This is a genomic window from uncultured Bradyrhizobium sp., assembly GCF_936928535.1.
Taxonomy (GTDB): Bacteria; Pseudomonadota; Alphaproteobacteria; order Rhizobiales; family Xanthobacteraceae; genus Bradyrhizobium.
Window position 1 is genome coordinate 1 of record NZ_CAKZHY010000078.1, and the last position, 19,139, is coordinate 19,139.

21 protein-coding genes and 1 tRNA gene are annotated in these 19,139 nt (G+C 63.3%); 9 read left to right on the forward strand and 13 right to left on the reverse strand.

Translation table 11 applies throughout. The features are described from left to right. Positions 1 to 35: 35 nt before the first annotated feature. Positions 36 to 518 (reverse strand): DUF305 domain-containing protein, encoded by a 483-nt coding sequence (locus tag Q0687_RS12015; RefSeq protein WP_298876540.1) that lies wholly within the window; start codon positions 516 to 518, stop codon positions 36 to 38. A gap of 252 nt (positions 519 to 770) precedes the next feature. Between Q0687_RS12015 and cysK the strand changes: the two genes are divergently transcribed. Both cysK and Q0687_RS12025 read left to right on the forward strand, forming a co-directional pair. Then, positions 771 to 1,742 carry a cysteine synthase A gene (gene cysK, locus Q0687_RS12020; RefSeq protein WP_298876543.1) on the forward strand — a complete coding sequence of 324 codons (972 nt, stop codon included), beginning with the start codon at positions 771 to 773 and terminating at the stop codon, positions 1,740 to 1,742. 3 nt (positions 1,743 to 1,745) lie between these two features. Then, positions 1,746 to 1,985 carry a BrnA antitoxin family protein gene (locus Q0687_RS12025; RefSeq protein WP_128961581.1) on the forward strand — a complete coding sequence of 80 codons (240 nt, stop codon included), beginning with the start codon at positions 1,746 to 1,748 and terminating at the stop codon, positions 1,983 to 1,985. A 269-nt stretch (positions 1,986 to 2,254) separates the two neighbouring features. Here the strand turns inward: Q0687_RS12025 and Q0687_RS12030 are convergent, their stop codons facing one another. Continuing rightward, positions 2,255 to 3,664, reverse strand: a complete 1,410-nt coding sequence (locus Q0687_RS12030; RefSeq protein ID WP_298876548.1) for a caspase family protein — start codon at positions 3,662 to 3,664, stop codon at positions 2,255 to 2,257. 211 nt (positions 3,665 to 3,875) lie between these two features. Next, positions 3,876 to 4,751 (reverse strand): DMT family transporter, encoded by an 876-nt coding sequence (locus tag Q0687_RS12035; protein ID WP_298876551.1) that lies wholly within the window; start codon positions 4,749 to 4,751, stop codon positions 3,876 to 3,878. 145 nt (positions 4,752 to 4,896) lie between these two features. Between Q0687_RS12035 and Q0687_RS12040 the strand changes: the two genes are divergently transcribed. Next, the gene (locus Q0687_RS12040; protein WP_298876554.1) at positions 4,897 to 5,295 is read left to right on the forward strand and encodes a RidA family protein; all 399 of its coding nucleotides are present in this window, start codon (positions 4,897 to 4,899) and stop codon (positions 5,293 to 5,295) included. Between the two features lie 67 nt (positions 5,296 to 5,362). Here the strand turns inward: Q0687_RS12040 and Q0687_RS12045 are convergent, their stop codons facing one another. From Q0687_RS12045 to Q0687_RS12055, 3 genes are all read right to left on the reverse strand, one after another. Beyond that, the gene (locus Q0687_RS12045; RefSeq protein ID WP_298876557.1) at positions 5,363 to 5,911 is read right to left on the reverse strand and encodes a hypothetical protein; all 549 of its coding nucleotides are present in this window, start codon (positions 5,909 to 5,911) and stop codon (positions 5,363 to 5,365) included. After that, on the reverse strand, positions 5,856 to 6,206 hold the full coding sequence (locus Q0687_RS12050) for a hypothetical protein (protein WP_298876560.1): 351 nt from the start codon (positions 6,204 to 6,206) through the stop codon (positions 5,856 to 5,858). Before Q0687_RS12050 ends, Q0687_RS12045 begins: the two co-directional genes overlap by 56 nt. Positions 6,207 to 6,389: 183 nt before the next feature. Continuing rightward, the gene (locus tag Q0687_RS12055) at positions 6,390 to 6,977 is read right to left on the reverse strand and encodes a formyltransferase family protein (protein WP_298876563.1); all 588 of its coding nucleotides are present in this window, start codon (positions 6,975 to 6,977) and stop codon (positions 6,390 to 6,392) included. Positions 6,978 to 7,179: 202 nt separating this feature from the next. Between Q0687_RS12055 and Q0687_RS12060 the strand changes: the two genes are divergently transcribed. After that, positions 7,180 to 7,452, forward strand: a complete 273-nt coding sequence (locus Q0687_RS12060; RefSeq protein WP_298876566.1) for a hypothetical protein — start codon at positions 7,180 to 7,182, stop codon at positions 7,450 to 7,452. Positions 7,453 to 7,789: 337 nt separating this feature from the next. Beyond that, complete coding sequence (locus Q0687_RS12065; protein ID WP_298876569.1) at positions 7,790 to 8,005, forward strand: hypothetical protein; 216 nt, start codon at positions 7,790 to 7,792, stop codon at positions 8,003 to 8,005. A gap of 25 nt (positions 8,006 to 8,030) precedes the next feature. Here the strand turns inward: Q0687_RS12065 and Q0687_RS12070 are convergent, their stop codons facing one another. Beyond that, positions 8,031 to 8,333, reverse strand: coding sequence for a hypothetical protein (locus Q0687_RS12070; protein WP_298876574.1), 303 nt, complete (start codon positions 8,331 to 8,333; stop codon positions 8,031 to 8,033). Positions 8,334 to 8,406: 73 nt separating this feature from the next. Next, positions 8,407 to 10,455 (reverse strand): acetoacetate--CoA ligase, encoded by a 2,049-nt coding sequence (locus Q0687_RS12075; RefSeq protein ID WP_298876579.1) that lies wholly within the window; start codon positions 10,453 to 10,455, stop codon positions 8,407 to 8,409. Positions 10,456 to 10,736: 281 nt separating this feature from the next. Here Q0687_RS12075 and Q0687_RS12080 point away from each other — a divergent pair, with 281 nt between their 5' ends. Next, on the forward strand, positions 10,737 to 10,982 hold the full coding sequence (locus Q0687_RS12080) for a hypothetical protein (protein ID WP_298876582.1): 246 nt from the start codon (positions 10,737 to 10,739) through the stop codon (positions 10,980 to 10,982). A gap of 63 nt (positions 10,983 to 11,045) precedes the next feature. On the opposite strand, the gene Q0687_RS12085 is transcribed toward Q0687_RS12080, so the two are convergent. Next, positions 11,046 to 11,273, reverse strand: coding sequence for a hypothetical protein (locus Q0687_RS12085; RefSeq protein WP_298876584.1), 228 nt, complete (start codon positions 11,271 to 11,273; stop codon positions 11,046 to 11,048). A gap of 482 nt (positions 11,274 to 11,755) precedes the next feature. Between Q0687_RS12085 and Q0687_RS12090 the strand changes: the two genes are divergently transcribed. Continuing rightward, positions 11,756 to 12,859: an AI-2E family transporter gene (locus Q0687_RS12090; RefSeq protein WP_298876586.1), complete on the forward strand. Its 1,104-nt coding sequence runs from the start codon at positions 11,756 to 11,758 to the stop codon at positions 12,857 to 12,859. A 154-nt stretch (positions 12,860 to 13,013) separates the two neighbouring features. Further along, the gene (locus Q0687_RS12095; protein WP_057755621.1) at positions 13,014 to 13,406 is read left to right on the forward strand and encodes an NUDIX hydrolase; all 393 of its coding nucleotides are present in this window, start codon (positions 13,014 to 13,016) and stop codon (positions 13,404 to 13,406) included. 603 nt (positions 13,407 to 14,009) lie between these two features. Here Q0687_RS12095 and Q0687_RS12100 read toward each other — a convergent pair. Together Q0687_RS12100 and Q0687_RS12105 are read right to left on the reverse strand one after the other, a co-directional pair. Then, the gene (locus Q0687_RS12100; RefSeq protein ID WP_298876597.1) at positions 14,010 to 14,252 is read right to left on the reverse strand and encodes a hypothetical protein; all 243 of its coding nucleotides are present in this window, start codon (positions 14,250 to 14,252) and stop codon (positions 14,010 to 14,012) included. Between the two features lie 81 nt (positions 14,253 to 14,333). Continuing rightward, positions 14,334 to 14,504, reverse strand: coding sequence for a hypothetical protein (locus tag Q0687_RS12105; protein ID WP_298876600.1), 171 nt, complete (start codon positions 14,502 to 14,504; stop codon positions 14,334 to 14,336). A gap of 290 nt (positions 14,505 to 14,794) precedes the next feature. Here Q0687_RS12105 and Q0687_RS12110 point away from each other — a divergent pair, with 290 nt between their 5' ends. Further along, positions 14,795 to 15,469, forward strand: a complete 675-nt coding sequence (locus Q0687_RS12110) for a hypothetical protein (protein ID WP_363323946.1) — start codon at positions 14,795 to 14,797, stop codon at positions 15,467 to 15,469. A 444-nt stretch (positions 15,470 to 15,913) separates the two neighbouring features. Here the strand turns inward: Q0687_RS12110 and Q0687_RS12115 are convergent. Together Q0687_RS12115 and Q0687_RS12120 are read right to left on the reverse strand one after the other, a co-directional pair. After that, positions 15,914 to 15,989, reverse strand: a tRNA-Lys gene (locus Q0687_RS12115). 315 nt (positions 15,990 to 16,304) lie between these two features. Next, complete coding sequence (locus Q0687_RS12120) at positions 16,305 to 18,965, reverse strand: glycosyltransferase (RefSeq protein WP_298876606.1); 2,661 nt, start codon at positions 18,963 to 18,965, stop codon at positions 16,305 to 16,307. Between the last annotated feature and the right edge of the window lie 174 nt (positions 18,966 to 19,139).

The window sequence follows — 19,139 nt, forward strand, 5'->3', positions numbered from 1 at the left end:
TGCGGTCCACATCGCCGCCATTGTCGCCTATTGGATCAATTGAGTCTGAACCCTAACGTCGCTGTGATTGTTGACGGGGACGACGGTTGACCCAGCGCAAGGCGCATGACGGCGATTTCCTGCTGCTGATCGACGATGATCTCCTGGGCGAGGCGGCGCAGGGATTCATTGCGGCCATAGCGCAATTCGGCCTGCGCCATCGCGATCGCGCCGCGGTGGTGCGGAATCATCATGGCGGAGAAATCACGATCGACATCGCCTGACGGCGCGATATCCATGTCGCTCATCATCCGATGCATCGCGGTCTGATTTTCAGCCATGAACGGCGCTTCGTCGCCGCACAGCTCCGACATCATCACATGAGATTCCACAGGCGCGGGTTGGCTCCCGAATCTGGCGCCGCCAGCGAACGCGACCGCGGCGAGGGGCAGGGCGACCGCCAAGGATTTCCACATAGGACGCTCCCAGGCGGCTACGGCAATCGTCACCCAGAGCAGTCGCTTCTTCGTTGCGGTCATTTGAGAGTGGGAATCCATCGCGAATTGTCTCAGGGGAGGAGAAGTCAGCCCGTGCCGCGCATACTGCCTCCGAGGTCGCTCGGAGACACCTGAAAATGTCTGCAAGCAATTGAGTATCCGTGCGAATGTGAAATTGAGACGGGTTGATGGAAGTCGATCTTCCGTGTTGCTATTGTGATTGCGCGGACGTTGGCGGTCGTGCAATCCAGACGGACGGGAAGCGCCACGAATCGTCGTAACAGGGAGTTGACCATGGACGCATCGTCCAAGACGGGACATCAACCCGGCCGCGGCCGGATCTATGACTCGATCGTTGAGGCCTTCGGCGACACGCCGATCGTTCGCCTGCGCCGGCTGCCGGGCATGCGCGGGGTCAACGCGACGATTTTGGCGAAGCTTGAATATTTCAATCCGGCCGCAAGCGTGAAGGACCGTATCGGTGCCGCCATGATCATCGCCATGGAGAAGGCGGGCATCGTCAAGCCCGACACGGTGCTGATCGAGCCGACATCGGGCAATACCGGCATTGCGCTCGCCTTCGTCGCGGCTTCACGTGGTTACCGTCTGAAGCTGGTGATGCCGGAATCGATGTCGATCGAGCGGCGCAAGATGCTGGCGTTCCTCGGCGCCGAGCTGGTGCTGACGCCGGCGGCGCAAGGCATGAAGGGCGCGATCGCGACCGCCGAAGAGCTGTTGAAGACGACGCCGAACTCGGTGATGCCGCAGCAGTTCAAAAACCTCGCCAATCCCGAGGTGCATCGCCGCACGACGGCGGAAGAGATCTGGAACGACACATCAGGCAACATCGATTACTTCGTCGCCGGCGTCGGCACCGGCGGCACCATCACGGGCGTCGGTCAGGTCCTGAAGCCGCGCAAGGCGTCCTTGCGCGTGGTCGCAGTCGAGCCCGAGGAGAGCCCGGTGCTCTCGGGCGGCACGCACACGCCACACAAGATCCAGGGCATTGGCGCGGGTTTCGTGCCTGACATTCTCGACCGCTCCGTGATCGACGAGATCGTGAAGATCAATTCGACCACCGCGATCGAAACGTCGCGGGCGCTGGCGCGGCACGAGGGCATTCCCGGCGGCATCTCCTCCGGTGCCGCGATCGCCGCAGCGCTCGAGATCGGCAAGCGGCCGGAAGCTGCGGGAAAGACCATCCTGGCTATCGTGCCGTCGTTCTCCGAGCGCTATCTTTCGACCGCATTGTTTGAAGGGATCTGAGCGATGGCGGATCAACCGAGGCGGCCGCGGACGTTGGGCGATGCGCGCACCGAAGCCGAGGCGGCATTCAAGAAGGTGACGGCCAAGGTCGCCGCTCCCGTGCCGAAGCAGAACGTGGCGCCTGGGATCAAGGAGCAGGTCACGCTGCGCATCGACCAGGACGTGCTGGAGTTCTTCCAGGAGGGCGGTCCAGGCTGGCAGGACCGCATCAACGATGCGTTGCGCAAGGCGGCGGGCAAGTAGCGAACCTTTCGGCGGCGACACGCAACAGACGTCTGGTCGCAGGCTGCGGCGTCTGTGTGTGGCGAATCTCTATCCCCGTCATTGCGAACGCAGCGAAGCAATCCAGGCTGCTTCCGCGGAAGGATTCTGGATTGCTTCGCGGAGCCGTCATCGGGCAGCGCGTTCGCGCGGACCCGGTGGCCCGCAATGACGGAATGTGTGGGGAGCATTGTTGCCCAAAGAAAAAGCCCGGCGTGAGCCGGGCTTTTTTGTTGCCATCTGATCTTGCCTCAGCGGCGGAACATGCCGCCCATCATGCCGCCGACCACGCCGCCCATGAAGGCCGCGCCGGCGTCGCCGCCACCGCTGTGTCGGGGAGCGGGTGCGCTTTGTGCCGGAGCGGCGCGCCGGGCCGGCTTCGGGCTGTCATCGCTTGCGGTCGTCGTCGCCGCGACGATCTCGGACAGCAGGGCCTTGTGCTGGAGCTTGTTGAGGAAGCCGGTCGACGGATAACCGCGAGCGGCCTGCCAGCGCTTGAGCACCGTGCGGGTGTCGTCGTTGAACACGCCGCTGACCTTGGTGTCGAAACCGAGGCCTGTCAGCCGGCGTTGCACGTCGCGGCGCTGCCCCTTGTCGAGGCCGATCTGGTCCTCGGTGAGCTGGGTGGCGTCGTCGGTGAAGGTTGCGGGATCGACGCCGGCATTGAGGTTGCGTGTCGTGGTCGAGGGTCCGTTCTGGATCGCCGCGAGCCGCGCCATTGCCAGCGGCTTGAACTGGCCGTTGGGATAAGCGGAGAGGTAGGCGTTGAGCTCTTCCGGCTTGTTGGATTCCTTCACCGAGCGCCAGAACTCGACCTCGGCCTCGGAGCCGCTGGTCGCTGTGGCTGGCGCGGCGGTTGCCGTCGGTGCCGCATTGGCGACCTGCGTCGTCGGTCCCTGATTGAGGTAGACGGCGCCGATCAGATTGGTGTGGCCCCAGGGAAGCTGGCCCTTGTGGGTCTCTTCATTGACCTGGGCACGCACCGAAGTCATCGCCTGCTGGATCTCGATGCCAGGCTTGGTGATGTTGTCGATCAGTGCGCGGGTGAACGGGCTGTTGTTGCCCTCCTGGCCGTCGAGTGCCGTCTGGCCCGGGCCGGTGGCGAAGGCGATCAGCGTGCCTTCGCCCGACTTCATCTCGGCGAGACCGCTGCCGACATTGACGCTGCGGGTGGCCGAGTTCGACTTGATCTTGGCGGCGAACGGGTTGTCGCGGCAGGCGTCGAGGAACACCAGCTTGACCTTGGCATCGCCCATGGTCTGGTCGAGCGTCAGGTCGATGTTGATGGCGGCGCCAAGCTTGACGTCCATCTCCGATTTGATGTCGGCATCAACGGGCAGGAGATAGTTGGTGCCACCGACGGCGATGCCGTGGCCGGCATAGTAGAACACCGCGATGTCGGAGCCCTGGGCCTTGCGGCCGAAATCGAGCAGCTTCTCGGTCATCTGGTCGCGCGTCAGATTGGATCCTTCGATCACCTCGAAGCCGACATTGCGTAGCGTCGACGCCATCGCCTTGGCGTCGATCGGCGGGTTCGGCAATTGCGCGACGTTCTTGTAGGCTCCGTTGCCGACGACAAAGGCGACGCGGCGGTCGGCCTTGGCGGCGCTGACCGACAGCGCCATGCACATCAGCGAAACGATGATGGTGAGAGTGCGCATCTGAAATCCCCAACAGAATCGAATGACAGGCAGCAACAGATTGGTGTCGAATCTACACGAAAGCGCCAAGGCTCGCGCTAGCAAAACGACTGATCACCCAACTGACCCAACCCACTGCTCTGTGATCGATTATGCACGATGGAATGCCCCTCCAACGTGATCCAAATCACGCTCGACCACTCGGATTTGTCGCAGCAGTCCGCGCGCAGGTTCACTGTGCGCGGGCAGGAACCGGCGCGAGCGGCTTCAAATTAAGGAGATTGCCGCACAGGATCAGGGCCGCGCCAAGCACGGTCCAGGCATCGAGCCGCTCGGAATAGAGCAGCCAGCCGGCGGTCGCGGTGAGGGGAACCCGCAGGAAGTCCATCGGCACGACGATTGTGGCGTCAGCATAGCGTAGCGCGCTCGCCAGGCAATAGTGCGAGAAAGTGCCGCAGACCCCGATGACGAAGAGCCAGCCCCAGAGCGTGGCTGAGGGCCAGGTCCAGACGTAGAGCGTCGGCACCAAGCCGATCACCATCTGGACCACGATCATCCAGAACAGGATCGACAAGGCGCTCTCGGTCCGGGTCAGCGACTTCGCCAAAGCCATGGATATGCTGAAGCCGATCGCGGCCCCGAGCGCGATCAACTGGCCCGGATTGATCTCGCCGGTGGCGGGCCGCACGATCATGACGACGCCGACTACGCCGAGCACGACAGCGGCGATCTTCCAAATGGTCATCCGCTCCGACAGGAATGTCGCGGCGAGCAGCGCAGTCCAGATCGGCATCGTGAATTCGATCGCGACGACCTGGCCGATTCCGATCAGCATCAGCGCGTAGAACCAGCCGAGCTGCGCAAAATAATGCACGCCGTTGCGCGCCAGATGCTGGGGCAGACGCCTGGTCGCAACCGCCTTGAAGCCACCAGAGCGGTAGATGATCGGCAGCAGCAGCGTGAAGCCGATCAGCGAGCGGACTTCCATGATTTCAAAGACGTTCAGGAAGCGCGTGGTCTCACGTCCGGCAACCGCCATGACCAGCATCAGGGACAGCCAGCCGGCCATCCACAGTGCAGCCATCGTTTTCGACGGTGTTGGGCTCATCGGTGCGGGCGGGAGATCGGAAAAGAGGGGAGGCCGGTATCGGCGACATCGCCGGTGTTTGCAACGGCCAATTCTGCCGATGCAGCGATGCGCGGCGACGTGCTAAGCCCACGCGCAGAGCAACAAGAAACCAGGGAGAGCGCTCATGCGAATCTTGCAGCCAGCCGAGTGGAAGAAACCGCGCGGCTTCTCACATGGCGTCGTGGCGGAAGGGCCGGGCCGCTGGGTCGTGCTGGCCGGGCAGACCGGCGGCGACGAGACCGGCAATTATACGCCAGACATGGCGGCCCAGGTTGCAACCGCGCTGAAGCGGATCATCAAGCTTCTCGCAGAGGGCGGTGCGGGTCCCGAGCACATCGTGCGCCTGACCTGGTATCTGACCAGCCGCAGCGAATATGAGGCCGCGGGGGCCGGCGTCGGTGCCGCCTGGAAGGAGACGCTCGGGCGCAATTTCCCGCCATCGACGCTGCTTTACATCGGTGGCCTCGTGGACGAGCGCGCCAAGGTCGAGATCGAGGTCACGGCGTTCGTGCCGAATTCATAAGGTTCTTGCGCACAAAAAAGACCCGGCGAGGTCGCCGGGTCGATGATCGTGTCGTCTTGCTGTCGTCCTATCTCGAGAGCGAGATATTGGCGCCGCGGAACTGGCTGTCCGCGCGCATCGTGACGCTCTGCTTGTTGCCGCTCGTTTTCAACGCGATGTTGGCGTTGAATCCGGCAGCTGAGGCGACCACCTCGAAGTTCCCGCCGCCGCCGCGGCCCTGAAGCGAGCCGGAAATGTTGCGGCTGGCCTCGGACCAGCTCCCGGTGATGGCGCTCCCCTCGGCCCTCACGCTGGCAGCCAGATTGAACTTGTAAGCGTCGCTGGCACAGGTCAGCGACATCTCCATGGTCGGGCCGATCGGGGCGTATTTGGCCCGGCAACGGATCCGCTCGGTCGAACCGTCATCCAGCGTCACGGTGCCGGCGCCGCTCCAGCTGCCCGCCAGCGGCGCGAAGGGACCGGCCTGGGCCTTGCTCTCCGAGCTGGTGGTAACAGCTGTCACCAACAAAACGGCGGCCGCCATGAGCAGCCGCCGACTAACGAGGTTCGTCCAGAATTGCTTATTGACGCGATGCTTCCCACCGCCCGCTGCACGGTATGCCTGCAGATGCTCCATTCCACTTCCCCGATCCGGCGTTGCCGCTGAGTTGACCGTTAGCATATGCACCATTGATCGAAACTTTCACAAGGCCCCCACTGCCGATGGTGCCGGAAACGTTAGCACCGGGCGCGGTGATCCTGCCGTCGGCAACCGTCAGCATGGAGCTGGCCGTCGGCTCGCAGGAACCGGTCTTGGTCACGATGGTGACCTGCCAATTGCCGTCATAGGGAGTCTGGGCGAATGCGGGAGCGGCGAGAGTGGCAGTAATTACTGAAGCGGCACAGAACGCCGCGATGCGACCAAAACGCATGAATTCCGTCCTTGAATGTGTCTGATATGCTGACGCTTATTCGGGCGAAATGTGACGGAAATTTGGTGCATTGCAAAGTTGAAAATTGTTCCTGTGGAAACAATGGTTTATTTGCGATCCTGGCTCCGATTTTCGAAGCAGAATCAAAGCGCCGTCCCGTTAATCCTTAACGTGACGAACGACTCAGGAAAGACTGGGTGCTGAGGTGGCGAACTGCTCGTCCTGAGCTTTCGACGGCAGCGCCTTGTGGACCTTGGCGTAATCGATCACGTCGGCGAGCAGCTTGAGGCCGAGCGGCGCCAGCGCACGTTCCCAGAGTTCGCGGGCAGTCTCGCCCTTTTTCACGAAACACCAGTCCTGAGCGGCGATGGCGCCGGCGTCCATGCGGTCGGCGAGATGATAGATCGTGCCGCCGGCGATCGGGTCGCCTTCCTTGATGGTCCATTCCACCGCGGCCTTGCCGCGATGGCGCGGCAGCAGCGAGGGGTGATAGCCGATCCCGCCGAGCTTGGCGGCGGCGAGCGCGTCCTTTCCGATCCGGGCATGGCTGTGGGCGGTGATGATCAGATCGGTGTCGGGGGCAATCTCGGACGCCACCACCAGCTTCGGATTGGCCTGCACCACGACCTCGATGCCAACAGCCTTGGCGGTCGCGGCCAGGCGGTCCTCGGCGTCGGCCACGACGACCCGCACGATCGAGACGCCGTGCTCGCGGAGCATGTTCAGGGTGGTCACGCCGAAATGGCGGGAGCCGACGAGGGTGATGCGCATGGGTGTCTGTTCCGTCTCGCAGCTGCGTCATCCCCCGATAACACGTCCGGACGCCCTGTCACCACCCGCGCGACGTTTGCGCCGGTTATCAACAATGCGCGTATGCGCGAGACCGCTGAAACTCGGCGATTGCACCACGCGGCATTCCGGTGCTTCCATAAGCGCACCGCGACCTGCCCGGAGCGAGCCTATGCGCTGTGCATTGTCTGTCATCTTCGCGACACTGATGCTGACGGCTCCGGCCCGTGCCGGTGGACCGTATCCAGCCGTCCCGCCCGAGATCGGGGTGGCGCCGTTCATCGGCCCGACCTGGGACGGCTATCGCTGCGCTGAAGGCACGATCTACAATTTCTACCACGACGCCTATTACAGCGAGGAGCCGCCGGCGCTCCATCGCGGCTATGCCTACAGGCCGTTTTACCGTTACAGCGCCTATCGCAAATGGCCGCGCAAATATTTCTGCGCTACGGACTAAACGTTGCCGCATCGCCACGGTCGGCGGCAAATGACCGATGCGCCGGTTCCTGTGTTTGGTTCTTAACAGAAGAATCGGCTGTGTGCCGTTAGTACGTCCCGAACCGGGGCTGGTCAGATTTCATTCCGGATCCGTTTTCGAACCCGGCTCAGGCCGCTGGCGGAATCGCCAGCGGCCTTTTCGTTGTCCGCCTCACCGGATCATGAAACGGTAACATGTTCTCAACCTCGTTGTCGTATCGACGAATCCGTCGCGGATTTGTATTGCGTACCGCGACACCAAAAATGTCCCACCGGTGCGGGTGCGCCGTGCGGGCATTTTTGCCGGGGCCGATGTCATGTCGAACGCAATTGCGCAGATCGTGGACGCCTATGTGCGGCTGAAGAACCGCCGTGGCCTCGACGAGCTGATGATGCACAGGCAGCGGCTCGCCGTTGATCTGAAGAGCAAGTCAGGTGCTTACGATTTCAGCTTGCCGATCAGCAAGATCGACGAGGAGATCGCGATCATCGAGGAAGGCCTCAGCCGGCTCAAGGCTGAATCCCACCGGTAGCGGCACAACACGGCCGATCTAACGCTCAGTCGCGTCGTCCGCCATCGATCACGATGAATAGCGGCCGCGCGGGGGTCGGCTCGACCAGCAATTCCTCCACCAGCGCGGTTGCCGCATCGACATATTTGCGCGTGGGCTTGTCAAGCTCGCGTTTGGCCTCGTCATCGAGCGCAACTTTTGCGGCCTCGACCAGCTTGCGCATCCGCGCCGCGTGGTCATCGCCCGCCGTCAGCGTCGCGCGTGCCAGCGAGCGCAGCACGAACAGCTCGCCTTCGAGGCGGAGCAGGCGGTCGTTGAGCCGGGTGAGGACAGCGTTGAGGTCGGCCATGCGTGCTGTCTAACGGCGATCGGTGAACGGAGTGCAAATGCCGAAGGCGCAATTGGCCCGATCGTGCCGCCGTTCAGGCCGCATTTCGCGCCAGATATTCGCGCGCGAAGGCGAGATACCAGTCAAGGCAGGCCGGATTGGCCATCGCTTCCTTGTTGATGACCTTCTCGACGGGCTGGCCGAGCAGCAGCTTCTTGATCGGCAGCTCCTGCTTCTTGCCCGACAATGTGCGCGGGATCTCGGCGACGGCGAAAATCTCGTTCGGCAGGAATCTGCGCGAGAGCCCGGCCTCGATCGCCTTGTTGATCTTCGCTCGCATCGCGCCGTCGAACGCGACACCTTCGCGCAGCACCACGAACAGCGGCATGTAGCTATCGCGGCCGAGATATTCGAGGTCGACGACGAGGCTGTCGAGCACCTCCGGCAGCGCCTCGATCGCGGAATAGAGCTCGCTCGTGCCCATGCGCAGCCCGTGCCGGTTGATCGTCGCATCGCTGCGGCCGTAGATCACGCAGGAGCCATCCGGATTGACCTTGAGCCAGTCGCCGTGCCGCCACACCGGCCCGCGGCCGCTGCCGTCGAAATTATCGGGATAGGTCTCGAAATAGCTGGCGAGATAGCGCACGTTGCCCTTGTCGTTCCAGAAATAGAGCGGCATCGACGGCATCGGCTCGGTGCAGACGAGCTCGCCGACCTCGTCCGTGACGGCGCGACCCTGTTCGCTGAAGGCTTCGACCGCTGCACCCAGCAGGCGGCACTGCATTGCGCCGGGCGTTTGCGGCATCTCCCTGTTGCCGCCGATGAAGGCGCCGGCGAAATCGGTGCCGCCGGAGATGTTCGCCCACCAGATGTCGGCTTGCGCCGCGCTGCCATTGGTCTTCGACAGTGCCGCGAAACGCGCGTTGAACCAGGCTTGCGTGTCGGCGCTGAGCGGCGAGCCGGTCGAGCCGAGGCAGCGCAGGCGCGACAGGTCGCCGGCAGCCGCAAGGTCAATCTCCGCCTTGGCGCAATTGGCGAAGAACGCCGCGCCCGCGCCGAAGAAGGTTGCTTTCGACTGCGCCACGAAGCGCCACAACGTCAACCAGTCAGGCTTGTCCTTGGTGCCGCCGGGGCTGCCGTCGAAAATGCAGCAGGTGGTGCCGCTGAGCAGGCCGCCAACTTGTGAATTCCACATGATCCAGCCGGTTGACGAGTACCAGTGATAGCGCTCGCCGAACGAGTTTCCGTGATAGGAGCAGCCGATATCGTTGTGTAGCCCGAGCAGCGCCAGCACCACGATGACGATGCCGCCATGGCCATGCACGATCGGTTTCGGCAGGCCGGTGGTGCCGCTGGAATAGACGATCCAGAGCGGATGATCGAACGGCAGCCACATCGGCTCGAATGCGTCGATCGCGGCGCCCGTCGTCGCGGTGATGTCGGAGAGCAGGGCGTCCGGTGCGGCGGGTGCCCCGGCCTCGCTGTGCAGGATCATGTGCTCGACCGTCGGCAGCGATCGCCTCAGCTCGGCGATGACGTCCTTGCGATCATGCCTGCGCCCGGCATAGGTGACGGCGTCGCAGGCGATCAGCACTTTTGGCTCGATCTGCTTGAAGCGGTCAATCACGGCAGGCGCGGCCATGTCGGGTGCGCAGACACTCCAAACCGCACCGATGCTGGCGCTTGCCAGAAATGCGATGATGGTCTCGGGGATGTTGGGAAGGTAAGCCGCGATGCGATCACCGGGCTTGATCCCCTTGTCCTTCATATGCAGGGCAAGCGCGGCCGCCTTGCGCCGCAGCTCCGGCCAGCTGGTTTCCGTGAGCTTGCCGTCCTCGCCGCCGGAGACAATCGCGGGCAGGCCCGCCGCTTCAGCCGCGTCCACATGCCGGAACACCTGCCGCGCATAATTCACCTGCGCGCCGGGAAACCACACCGCTCCGGGCATCTTGCGTTCGGTGATGACGGCCGAAAACGGCGTTGGCGATCGCAGATCGTAATAGTCCCAGATGCTGCGCCAGAACGCGTCGAGATCGCGCACCGACCATTGCCGCATCTCCTCATAGGTCGTGAATGTCAGGCCGCGCTGCGCGGCGAGCCAGTTGCGATAGAGGGCGATCTGCGGGACGAACGGAGCGGTCATCGTGTCTCGGTTTCAGTTGCGGGGAGGCGAACTTACCCCCTGTCGCGCGTCAGCAAAAGCCGTGCGTCGGCCCGCGAATGGCAGGCATGATTTTGCGAACGTGTGGCCGATCGTGCCCGGCCGTGCTTCGACGCGCCGGCTGCGATGTCGCCGCTCTCGTTGATCTGCATCAACGTGGCCCGCGCCCCGGCACTCACGCTGCCTTCGGCCGCGTCGAGGCGGCGCCCATCATCATTTCAAGCATGAGGAGGATCACGATGCGCCGGAGGATGTGTGTTTCGATGAAGTCAGTGGTTGTCGCAGCGATTGCGGCTGCCGGTCTGTTGGGGACCGTCGGTGTCGCGCTCAGTCCGACACCTGCCAAGGCCGTGGTCTATTGCCAGTACATCGATTATCCGCCGTCCTGTGTCGTACGCGCCGGCGTGGTGCTGCGGCCGCGGCCTGTTGCACGGGCTGCGGTTCGAGCCGGCACGGCGAGCGGGACCAATCTAAATGGCGGCGTCAATCGCGTCGGCGTGCGTCGCTAGGCGAGCGGCTTGCGGGTCACGAAGGCCGGCGACGAAGGGCGCTGGCGTCGTGAGCCGCGGTTGCTACCACTGCACTCCGGCCCAGCGGCGACCGAACACGGCCGGCTTGGTCTTCACGGCCTGCCAGCCGAAGAAATGGTGCTTGCCGGACCAGCTGTGCACCACGCTGCTGCAGATGGCGCATTTGAAGCTGCCGGCATGCGGCTCGGCGTGCTCCTCCCGGGTCGCGGTGTAGTTCATGCTGCAACCCGTGCAGGTGAATTCTTGGATCGTCCAGATGCTGTTGGCCATTGCACCGCAAGTGTTTTTGAGACGTTGGGCGAAGGGTAGGGGCGAGGCTTTGCATCGACGTAAACCGGCGACGGGAAATCCGGTTAATCGCCGTTAGGAAAGCTGCCCGGTCGACGGATTGATCTCGGCCTGCCGCCCAGGCCGCAGGTCGTGGTCGATGCGCATCTGCACGTGCCTGATGGCCAGGAGGGGCAACCGGCCCTGGACCCGCCCGGACCGAACCCTGTCGCCGATTGCATATCGATAGCGCCAATAGCCGGGTGCGGCGTTGGGTTTGAGCGTATAATGAATGCCGCGATGAATGCCTGCGTTTGCCTCGGGCTTTGTTGGGCGTGCCATGGTCCGGGAATGCGTGGCCGGACCAGGCGTTCCTAATCGTCCGACCCGGCGCCGGTCTCTGGCCGTCTTGACGCCCGGCCCGGGGCTCGCAATAACCCGGGGCCGCAAGCGCCGGGACCCGCGTTGATGCCGCAAGGAAAGCTGTGCCTGTGAAAAGTCTGCGTCAGCTCCTGACGGGCGAGGACGTCATCCAGCTCGTGATCCGGCTCGGCCTGTTGGCGCTGCTGATCATCTGGACATTCCTGATCATCCGGCCGTTCGTGCCGATCCTGGCCTGGAGCGGCGTGCTCGCGGTCGCGTTCTATCCGGCCTTCAGCTGGCTCGCCAAGATGCTTGGCGGCCGACCCAGGACCGCAGCCGCCATCCTCACCTTGATCACGCTCGGCATCGTCCTTGGTCCGGCGACCTGGCTCGGCGTGAGTGCGGTCGACGGGGGCAGGGAGCTGGCGCATGAGCTCGGTACCGGTGACCTCGCGTTGCAGTCCGCTCCGGAGTCGATCAAGGCGTGGCCGCTGATCGGTCCAACCGTGTTCGAGCTGTGGGACCAGGCCTACACCAACATCCGCGCAGTGCTGCGTGAGGTCGCGCCCTATCTCCAGCCGCTGGCTGGACCGCTGTTGTCACTCGCTGGCGATGCCAGCCTCGGCACGCTCCAGTTCCTGGTCTCGGTGTTCGTGGCCGGCTTCCTGTTTCCGCACGGGCCACGGCTGGTTGCCGCCGGGCGTGGCTTCCTGTCGCGCATCGTACCCGAGCAGAGCGAACATTTTCTCACGCTCGGCGGCGCCACCATCCGGGCCGTGGCGCAAGGTGTGATCGGCGTCGCCATCGTGCAGGCGCTGCTGGCTGGTGTCGGCTTCAAACTCGCGGCCGTGCCGAGCGCGGGCTTGCTCGCCTTTCTCGTGCTGCTTCTGTCGATCGTGCAGATTGGCGCCTTTCTGGTGCTGCTGCCTGTCATCATCTGGATCTGGACCGCCAAGGACGTCACCACCGCGCTGGTGCTGACGGTGTTCTTCGTCGTCGTCGGCTTCATCGACACCATGCTGAAGCCGCTCGTCATGGGACGTGGTCTCAACACGCCGACCATCGTGATCTTCGTCGGCGTGATCGGCGGCACGCTGGCCCACGGCATTGTCGGCCTTTTCATCGGACCGATCATCCTGTCGGTGGCGTGGGAGATGGCGGCGGCGTGGATCGGGAGCGAGGCGGCTAAGCCGATAGCGCCCCCCGCGACCGACGAGGTCACCTAGCTCGCTCCGCAGCCGAAACACCCGCGAGATTGGCGGCGTCCGCAGGGTGTGGACAATTGCAGGTCGCGGCGACAACCCGGGCGGCCATGGAACTTGTCTAACGAAATAGACAAGTTACGATGGTCGCAGATTCTTTTTTCGGTTTGCGACTGGAATGGCGAAGTCTTCCAAGCTGGTTGCCGCCAAACGCGGCAAGGTTCTGTTGGTCAGGAGACGGTCGGACGGCCTGTGGATGTTCCCGGGCGGCCGCAAGCGCGCGCGCGAAACCGAGAAGGCCTGCCTGCGGCGCGAGATCAAGGAAGAGCTGCCGAAGCTGAAGCTCGGCCGGATCAGCCTCTGGAAGGAAGTGAAGGCCAAGAACAAGCGTTCCGGCCGCAAGATGAGTGACGCGATCTTCATCGCCAAGAGTGCCAAGGGGCGCCTTGCGATCGGCGACAAGAAGGAGATCGACCGCGCCGCCTGGCAGAAGCCGCGTGGGATCCGCCTGACCGCGACCTCTCGCTACATCCGTGACCGCCTGTTTCCGCGGAAGTCGCGACGGAGCTAGCCGCCGGGCGTGATGGCCAAGGGTGTGACAAAGAGTCCGACCAGCTGCGCGTCTGATGTGAAGCAGTTCACAAGCCGCCAGGAAGAGGGCTGCTATAGAGCCGTCATTGCCTTACCAATTCATAGTTTTTGAAACACCCCAGTGTCCCCACGCACTGGGGTTTTTCGCATTATGGCGACGTGGGTGGCCAAGCAGCTGCTAGTCGGATCTTCCCTGCACGCGAGTCCGCCCTGACGATGACGACCTCGACCGCGGCGCCGCACGTGGTTCCGGCGGGGCCGCGATCCTGACCGCCTCGGCCTCGCGCTGCTCTTTCCGCGCTTGCCGTGCGCTTCGCATCGCGCGCTTGATGAACGGGTGCTGAGCGTCGTCAGCGAAGAACAGCACGACTTCGCAGCAAGGACATTGCCTTGAATAGCCGTCCTGCAGCCGTCCCGCGCGATCGCGAAACATCGTCTTGCAACGCGTGCACTGGATCTGGACGAAACTCATGCGACGACAACAATGGTGATTGGAAATCGGCAGCCACGGTGAGCCGAACCTCTGAAGAAATCCTCAACGCCGGCTGGCGCTTTCTCGCGGTTTGCATGCAATCCCGAGGCGCTACTGTTTCGCCACCATCTCATCCAGGCAGTGATTCAGAAAGTCGGTCCGATCTCGCGGCAACACCTTTGCCAGATCGGCCTTCTGCGCGCATTCGCGCTGGCGGATCTGCTCGGCGCGGCGTTTCTCGGCCGCTTCGCGGTATTCTGGCGCCACCTTGCTGGGATCGACCAAGGCTTGTGAGCGAGCAGACGATGTGGAGAGCAGCGCGACGGCTGCGACAGCAATAATGACCTGTTTCAAATGAGCCTCCTGAAAAGGCTCATCCTAGCGCCCGCTGTTGGGCGGCTCAACCGTGCATGCGTGGGGGGATGGTGAGGCGGCTTAAGCGGCCTGCTCCTCGAACGAGGTATAGACCCGGCCATTGGGATCGACGATCTGAACGTCGCGGCACCCGTCCTGGATCAGCTCCCTGGCCTTCTTCAGGGCGGCGGCGAGTGACTCCCGCTTGAGGCTGACAACGCCTGCCGTGTCGAAACCGGTGATTTCAAACATGCCGTTCCTCCAGTTTTGTCGAATCCTACACCTTTCCAGCGGGTTGTCTCCTGGCTTTTTTTGGACCGGGCGGATGGAAAAGGGTTGACCCTTTGCCACCGCAATTCCATCGCCGAGCCCCGTAGTCAGCCGGGGGCGCGGGCCATGCCTGGCGACCACGTTGCTAACGTGGAATTAATCCGAAAAGCTCACAATTTTAGGCAGTTGTGTAAGTGAGTGCTGCGTAAAGGAGGCGTCGAGAGGACGTTCCGGCGACGGCCTCCTTTTGCTCGCTCATGAGGTCAATGCGCATGACCACGACATCCGAAACGCTGGGCTTCGCCGAGCACCTCGACGCCGCAGCCCTTGCAGCCGCAGCCTCCGAATCCCAGCCTGAGCTCGAAGCCGAGGAAGCTCCAGCACCGCTCAGGCGCTCCCGCAAATCCGTCATTGCCCTGGCAGTGTGCGCCCTGGCGATCAATGGCGCGGCGGCCATCTACACATCGCCGTTCGATCTTCCATCGCCCGACCTCAGCAACCTGGCTGCGCTGTTTCCGCGCCAGGAAGAGCCCGCGCCGAAACCGGACCCTGTGGTCGCTGCCCTCAAGGAGATCCAGTCGGCCCAGCAGCAGCAGGCCGCCGCGCTACAGGAGATCAACTCCTCCTTGCAGCAGAATACGGCCCTGCGTCAGCAGGATTCGACCACGCTGATGTCTCTCCGGCAGAGCATCACGGACGAGCGGGGCGATGTGAGGAAGATCTCGCCGCAGCTCTCGACGCTGATCGCGAAGATCGACACGTTGCAGAATACGATGACGTCGGACCTCACGTCCTCGATCCCGAGATTGCGCCCGCGCGATCGGTTGTTGTTGCGCAAGCGGATGGCTCGTCAGCCGAAGTCGATCGTGCCTGTGTCCATTGGCCCTGTGTCGGTCGGCGGCGCTCCGCTGACTGCGCCGGCGACGGTGGCGGTGCCGGAGAGTTGAGGGCTCTATCAGGACAGCTGCTGCGCAGGGTCTGAACGCAATCCAGCAACGGTGTGCTGGGTGCGTTGCGGCTTGAATCCAGGACACCGTGAGTTTCGTATCCCAAGGTCGTCGATGATACCGCGGGCTCCTACATAGTAGGACTACTGAGGGATCCGCAGGGCTGATGGGTCAGTACGTGCTGGCGCCAGTCTTGTTGCACGTGCCCGTTCCAGCACTGATGGTGCTTTTGGGAGTAGGCAAGCAAGACCATGATGCCCACAGCGAACACAACGGATCCGGTTACAAAATTCTGCATCATGCACCCCAGAGCAAACTGTGAGTGGCTACTCCGGGAGCATCTTACAGCATTCTGCGATTAGGAATACAAAATCCACCGCGCGACGGTGTCACGGGTGGCATCAGGTCGGATGTCCTGGCAGAGCAGGGGCATCTGTTTCGGCTTGGTGAGCGCGCTGGGGCTCGAACCCAGGACCCCGTGATTAAAAGTCACGTGCTCTACCGGCTGAGCTACGCGCTCCCATGGCCGCCGATGGCTTCGAAAGATCGCCATCGTCTTCGGACATTCGAGAAGCATGTCTTGCCGCTGCGCTTCAACTTGCGTCGCGGGGAAAACCGGCTGTTTCCGGATCATGCTTTCGGCCCGCGCTGTGTAGGGGGAGGTGGCGCTGAGGTCAATAGCTTGGACGGTTGCCAAAACACGCGGCAGAAGCAGCGATTTTCTTGATGCTTCCGGCTCTTAGGCCGGAGTTTTGAACCTGTTTGGCGGGGCGTCATCCACGCCCAAAGACGCTATCACGCCCAATCGCCGGGCTGCGAGCGCCCATCCGTCCTGTCAGTTCGCTTCCCGCCGCACCTCGCTCGGCACGGCCTGCGTGTTGCCTGGCCCCGGCAGGGCGACGGGGCGGAGGCCAATCAGCTCGGCGGTGCGGATCGCGCTGTCGCGCCAGAATTGGAACGAGTTGATGCGGCTGAGCTCGAGGATCGCGATCGCGACCGCTGCCAAAAACGGCAGGCTCTGAAGCACCAGGACGCCGGCGAAGATGTAGATCTCGGTGATCTGGCGGAAAGAGTTGGAGGCGATCAGCACGCCGGCGCCGACCAGGAGCAGAACGCCGATCACGGCCTCCCAGAACGCCTGGAATTCGATCGACATCCTGCTGAGGCCGCCCTTGGACGTGCGCGCGAACGCGATGTGTTCGGTGATCAGGCCCTGCGCGACCGCGCGCGACACCGTCCACTGGACACTCATCGCGGCGATCATGGCGCCCAGCATCTGGCCGGGCTTGATCGCAACGCGCGCGCGGTACATCGACAGGAAATGCGCCAGCGAGACGATGAAGGCGCCGATGATCGGCAGCGTCAGGATCTTATCGGGGATGGCGATGTCGGCGAAGGCGACGATCGGCACCCAGACGAGGTTGAGCAGCGCCACGACCACGCCGAGGCTTTCGGCCCCGAGCCAGTTGAGCCAGCCAAGGCCGTATTCGCGCTTCTGGTCGGGCGTCAGCCGGCTCCGCCCCGGCAGGAACTGGCGCCAGTGCTTCTTGACGATCTGCAGGCCGCCATAGGCCCAGCGATGGCGCTGCTTCTTGAAGGCCTCATAGGTGTCGGGGAGCAGCCCCTTGCCATAGCGGTAATTCGTGTAGTGGGTGGTCCAGCCGAGCTCCTGGATCGCAAGCCCGAGATCGGAGTCCTCGCAGATCGTGTCGGATGACCAGCCGCCGGCCATGTCCATTGCGGCGCGGCGGATCAGGCACATCGTGCCGTGGACGATGACGGCGTTGAGTTCGTTGCGCTGGACCATGCCGATATCGAAGAAGCCGGCATATTCGCCGTTCATGATGTAGTGCATGATCGACAGATCGCCGTCGCGATGCTCCTGCGGCGCCTGCACGAGGCCAACGCGCGGATCGGCGAAAGCGGGCACGAGGTCCTTGAGCCAGTCGGGCTCGACGACATAATCGGCATCGAGGATGCCGATGATCTCGGCATCCACGGCGGTGCGGTCCATGGCGATGCGCAGCGCGCCGGCCTTGAAGCCCTGCACCTTCTCGGCGTTGATGAACTTGAAGCGCTCACCGAGCGCGCGGCAATGATCCTGGATCGGCTGCCAGAACGCCGGGTCCGGCGTGTTGTTGATGATCACGACGCATTCGTAATTCGGATAGTCGAGCCGCGACAGCGCATCGAGCGTCTGCTTCAGCATCTCGACCGGTTCGTAATACGCGGGGATATGGATCGACACCTTCGGGTAGTAATTGTCAGGCACGTTCTCGATCGGCTTGCCCTTGACGAGCAGCCGCTGCGGCGGCCGTCCGAAGGCAACGGCCGCGATCTCGTCGATGCGGGCCATCGCAATGAGGACGAGAGGAACCAGCAGAATCATGCCGAGGGTCAGCGCGAAGGCCGAGCCGAAAACGAAATAGTGACCGTTCCAGAATGCGAACACGGTCGCGGCCCAGGCGCCGACACCGTTGGCGGTGGCTGACAGCAGGAAAGCCTGTTTCGCGGTCGGCTGCTGCAGCCGCAGGATCGGCAGCGACAGGAGGATGCCGACCAAGAGCGCGACCGCCATCAGTTTCCAATAATCAGGATTTTCGACCGGGCCGGTCCATGCGAATTTCGGCTCGCGGCTGGCGTTGAGGATGCCCCAGTACGGACCGACGCCGCCTTCAAAATACTTCCAGGGCTGATCGATCGCCTCGACGATGTTGTAGTCCATGCCAAGCGCTTCGGCACGGCTGACGAAGTTGCGTAGTGTCACGGCCTGCTGGAACGGACCGGGGTCTGCGTTGCGCAAATTATAGCCCGCGCTCGGCCAGCCGAACTCGGCGATGACGATGCGCTTGCCCGGGAACTGATTGCGCAAAAGGTTGTAGCGGTCCACCGCCTGGTCGACGGCCTGGTCCGAGCGGAAGTTCTCCCAATAGGGCAGGACGTGGGCGGCGATGAAATCGACGTTGGAGCCGAGGTCGGGATTGTCGCGCCAGATGTTCCAGATCTCGCCGGTGGTGACGGGCACGCGCACCGCGCTCTTCACCTTCTTGATCATCTCGATGAGGTCTTCGACCTTCTGCTCACCGCGGTAGATCACCTCGTTGCCGACGACGACGCCATTGACGTTGCTGTTCTTGCGAGCGAGCTCGATGGCGGCCTTGATCTCGCGCTCGTTGCGTTCCTCGTCCTTGTTGATCCACGCACCGACCGTGACCTTGAGACCGAACTCGGCGGCAATCGGTGGCACCAACTCGTTGCCCTCAGTCGCTGCGTAGGACCTGATGGCTCGCGTGAGGGTCGAGAGCTTCTTCATGTCCGCGCGAATCTTGTCGGGATCGACGTTGATGTCGACGACATGTCCCGGTTCGAACGGTGTGTAGGAGAGACTTGGCAGCAGGCCCTTGAAGTCGGGCGCGGGTTCCCTGTCGCGCAGGACTCCCCAGAGGCCAGCGTGGAGCGCGGACACGAGCAACAGAACGGCGGCGACAACGCGCATCGCGGCTAAACCAAAAGGGGCTGAGGGGGCAGGGAAGCGGATCCGACCCCGAGATCCGACCAAGTCCGCGGCAAAGGGAGCATACCTCTGCCGCGCGGTTTCACAACTGTCATGGCCTCATGTCCTTATGAGGGCATGGCATTTTGGGATGGGCGGCAGTGCCGACCGCAGCTA

Bases quoted from the DNA above. Each gene is read 5' to 3' on its own strand.
- Q0687_RS12030 (WP_298876548.1), bottom strand. From the start codon at position 3,664: ATGCGCACTCTCACCATCATCGTTTCGCTGATGTGCATGGCGCTGTCG.
- Q0687_RS12025 (WP_128961581.1), top strand. From the start codon at position 1,746: ATGGCGGATCAACCGAGGCGGCCGCGGACGTTGGGCGATGCGCGCACC.
- Q0687_RS12015 (WP_298876540.1), bottom strand. From the start codon at position 518: ATGACCGCAACGAAGAAGCGACTGCTCTGGGTGACGATTGCCGTAGCC.
- Q0687_RS12045 (WP_298876557.1), bottom strand. From the start codon at position 5,911: ATGGAGCATCTGCAGGCATACCGTGCAGCGGGCGGTGGGAAGCATCGC.
- Q0687_RS12055 (WP_298876563.1), bottom strand. From the start codon at position 6,977: ATGCGCATCACCCTCGTCGGCTCCCGCCATTTCGGCGTGACCACCCTG.
- Q0687_RS12080 (WP_298876582.1), top strand. From the start codon at position 10,737: ATGAAGTCAGTGGTTGTCGCAGCGATTGCGGCTGCCGGTCTGTTGGGG.
- Q0687_RS12085 (WP_298876584.1), bottom strand. From the start codon at position 11,273: ATGGCCAACAGCATCTGGACGATCCAAGAATTCACCTGCACGGGTTGC.
- Q0687_RS12040 (WP_298876554.1), top strand. From the start codon at position 4,897: ATGCGAATCTTGCAGCCAGCCGAGTGGAAGAAACCGCGCGGCTTCTCA.
- Q0687_RS12120 (WP_298876606.1), bottom strand. From the start codon at position 18,965: ATGCGCGTTGTCGCCGCCGTTCTGTTGCTCGTGTCCGCGCTCCACGCT.
- Q0687_RS12070 (WP_298876574.1), bottom strand. From the start codon at position 8,333: ATGGCCGACCTCAACGCTGTCCTCACCCGGCTCAACGACCGCCTGCTC.
- Q0687_RS12035 (WP_298876551.1), bottom strand. From the start codon at position 4,751: ATGAGCCCAACACCGTCGAAAACGATGGCTGCACTGTGGATGGCCGGC.
- Q0687_RS12110 (WP_363323946.1), top strand. From the start codon at position 14,795: ATGACCACGACATCCGAAACGCTGGGCTTCGCCGAGCACCTCGACGCC.
- Q0687_RS12050 (WP_298876560.1), bottom strand. From the start codon at position 6,206: ATGCGTTTTGGTCGCATCGCGGCGTTCTGTGCCGCTTCAGTAATTACT.
- Q0687_RS12105 (WP_298876600.1), bottom strand. From the start codon at position 14,504: ATGTTTGAAATCACCGGTTTCGACACGGCAGGCGTTGTCAGCCTCAAG.
- Q0687_RS12065 (WP_298876569.1), top strand. From the start codon at position 7,790: ATGTCGAACGCAATTGCGCAGATCGTGGACGCCTATGTGCGGCTGAAG.
- cysK (WP_298876543.1), top strand. From the start codon at position 771: ATGGACGCATCGTCCAAGACGGGACATCAACCCGGCCGCGGCCGGATC.
- Q0687_RS12095 (WP_057755621.1), top strand. From the start codon at position 13,014: ATGGCGAAGTCTTCCAAGCTGGTTGCCGCCAAACGCGGCAAGGTTCTG.
- Q0687_RS12075 (WP_298876579.1), bottom strand. From the start codon at position 10,455: ATGACCGCTCCGTTCGTCCCGCAGATCGCCCTCTATCGCAACTGGCTC.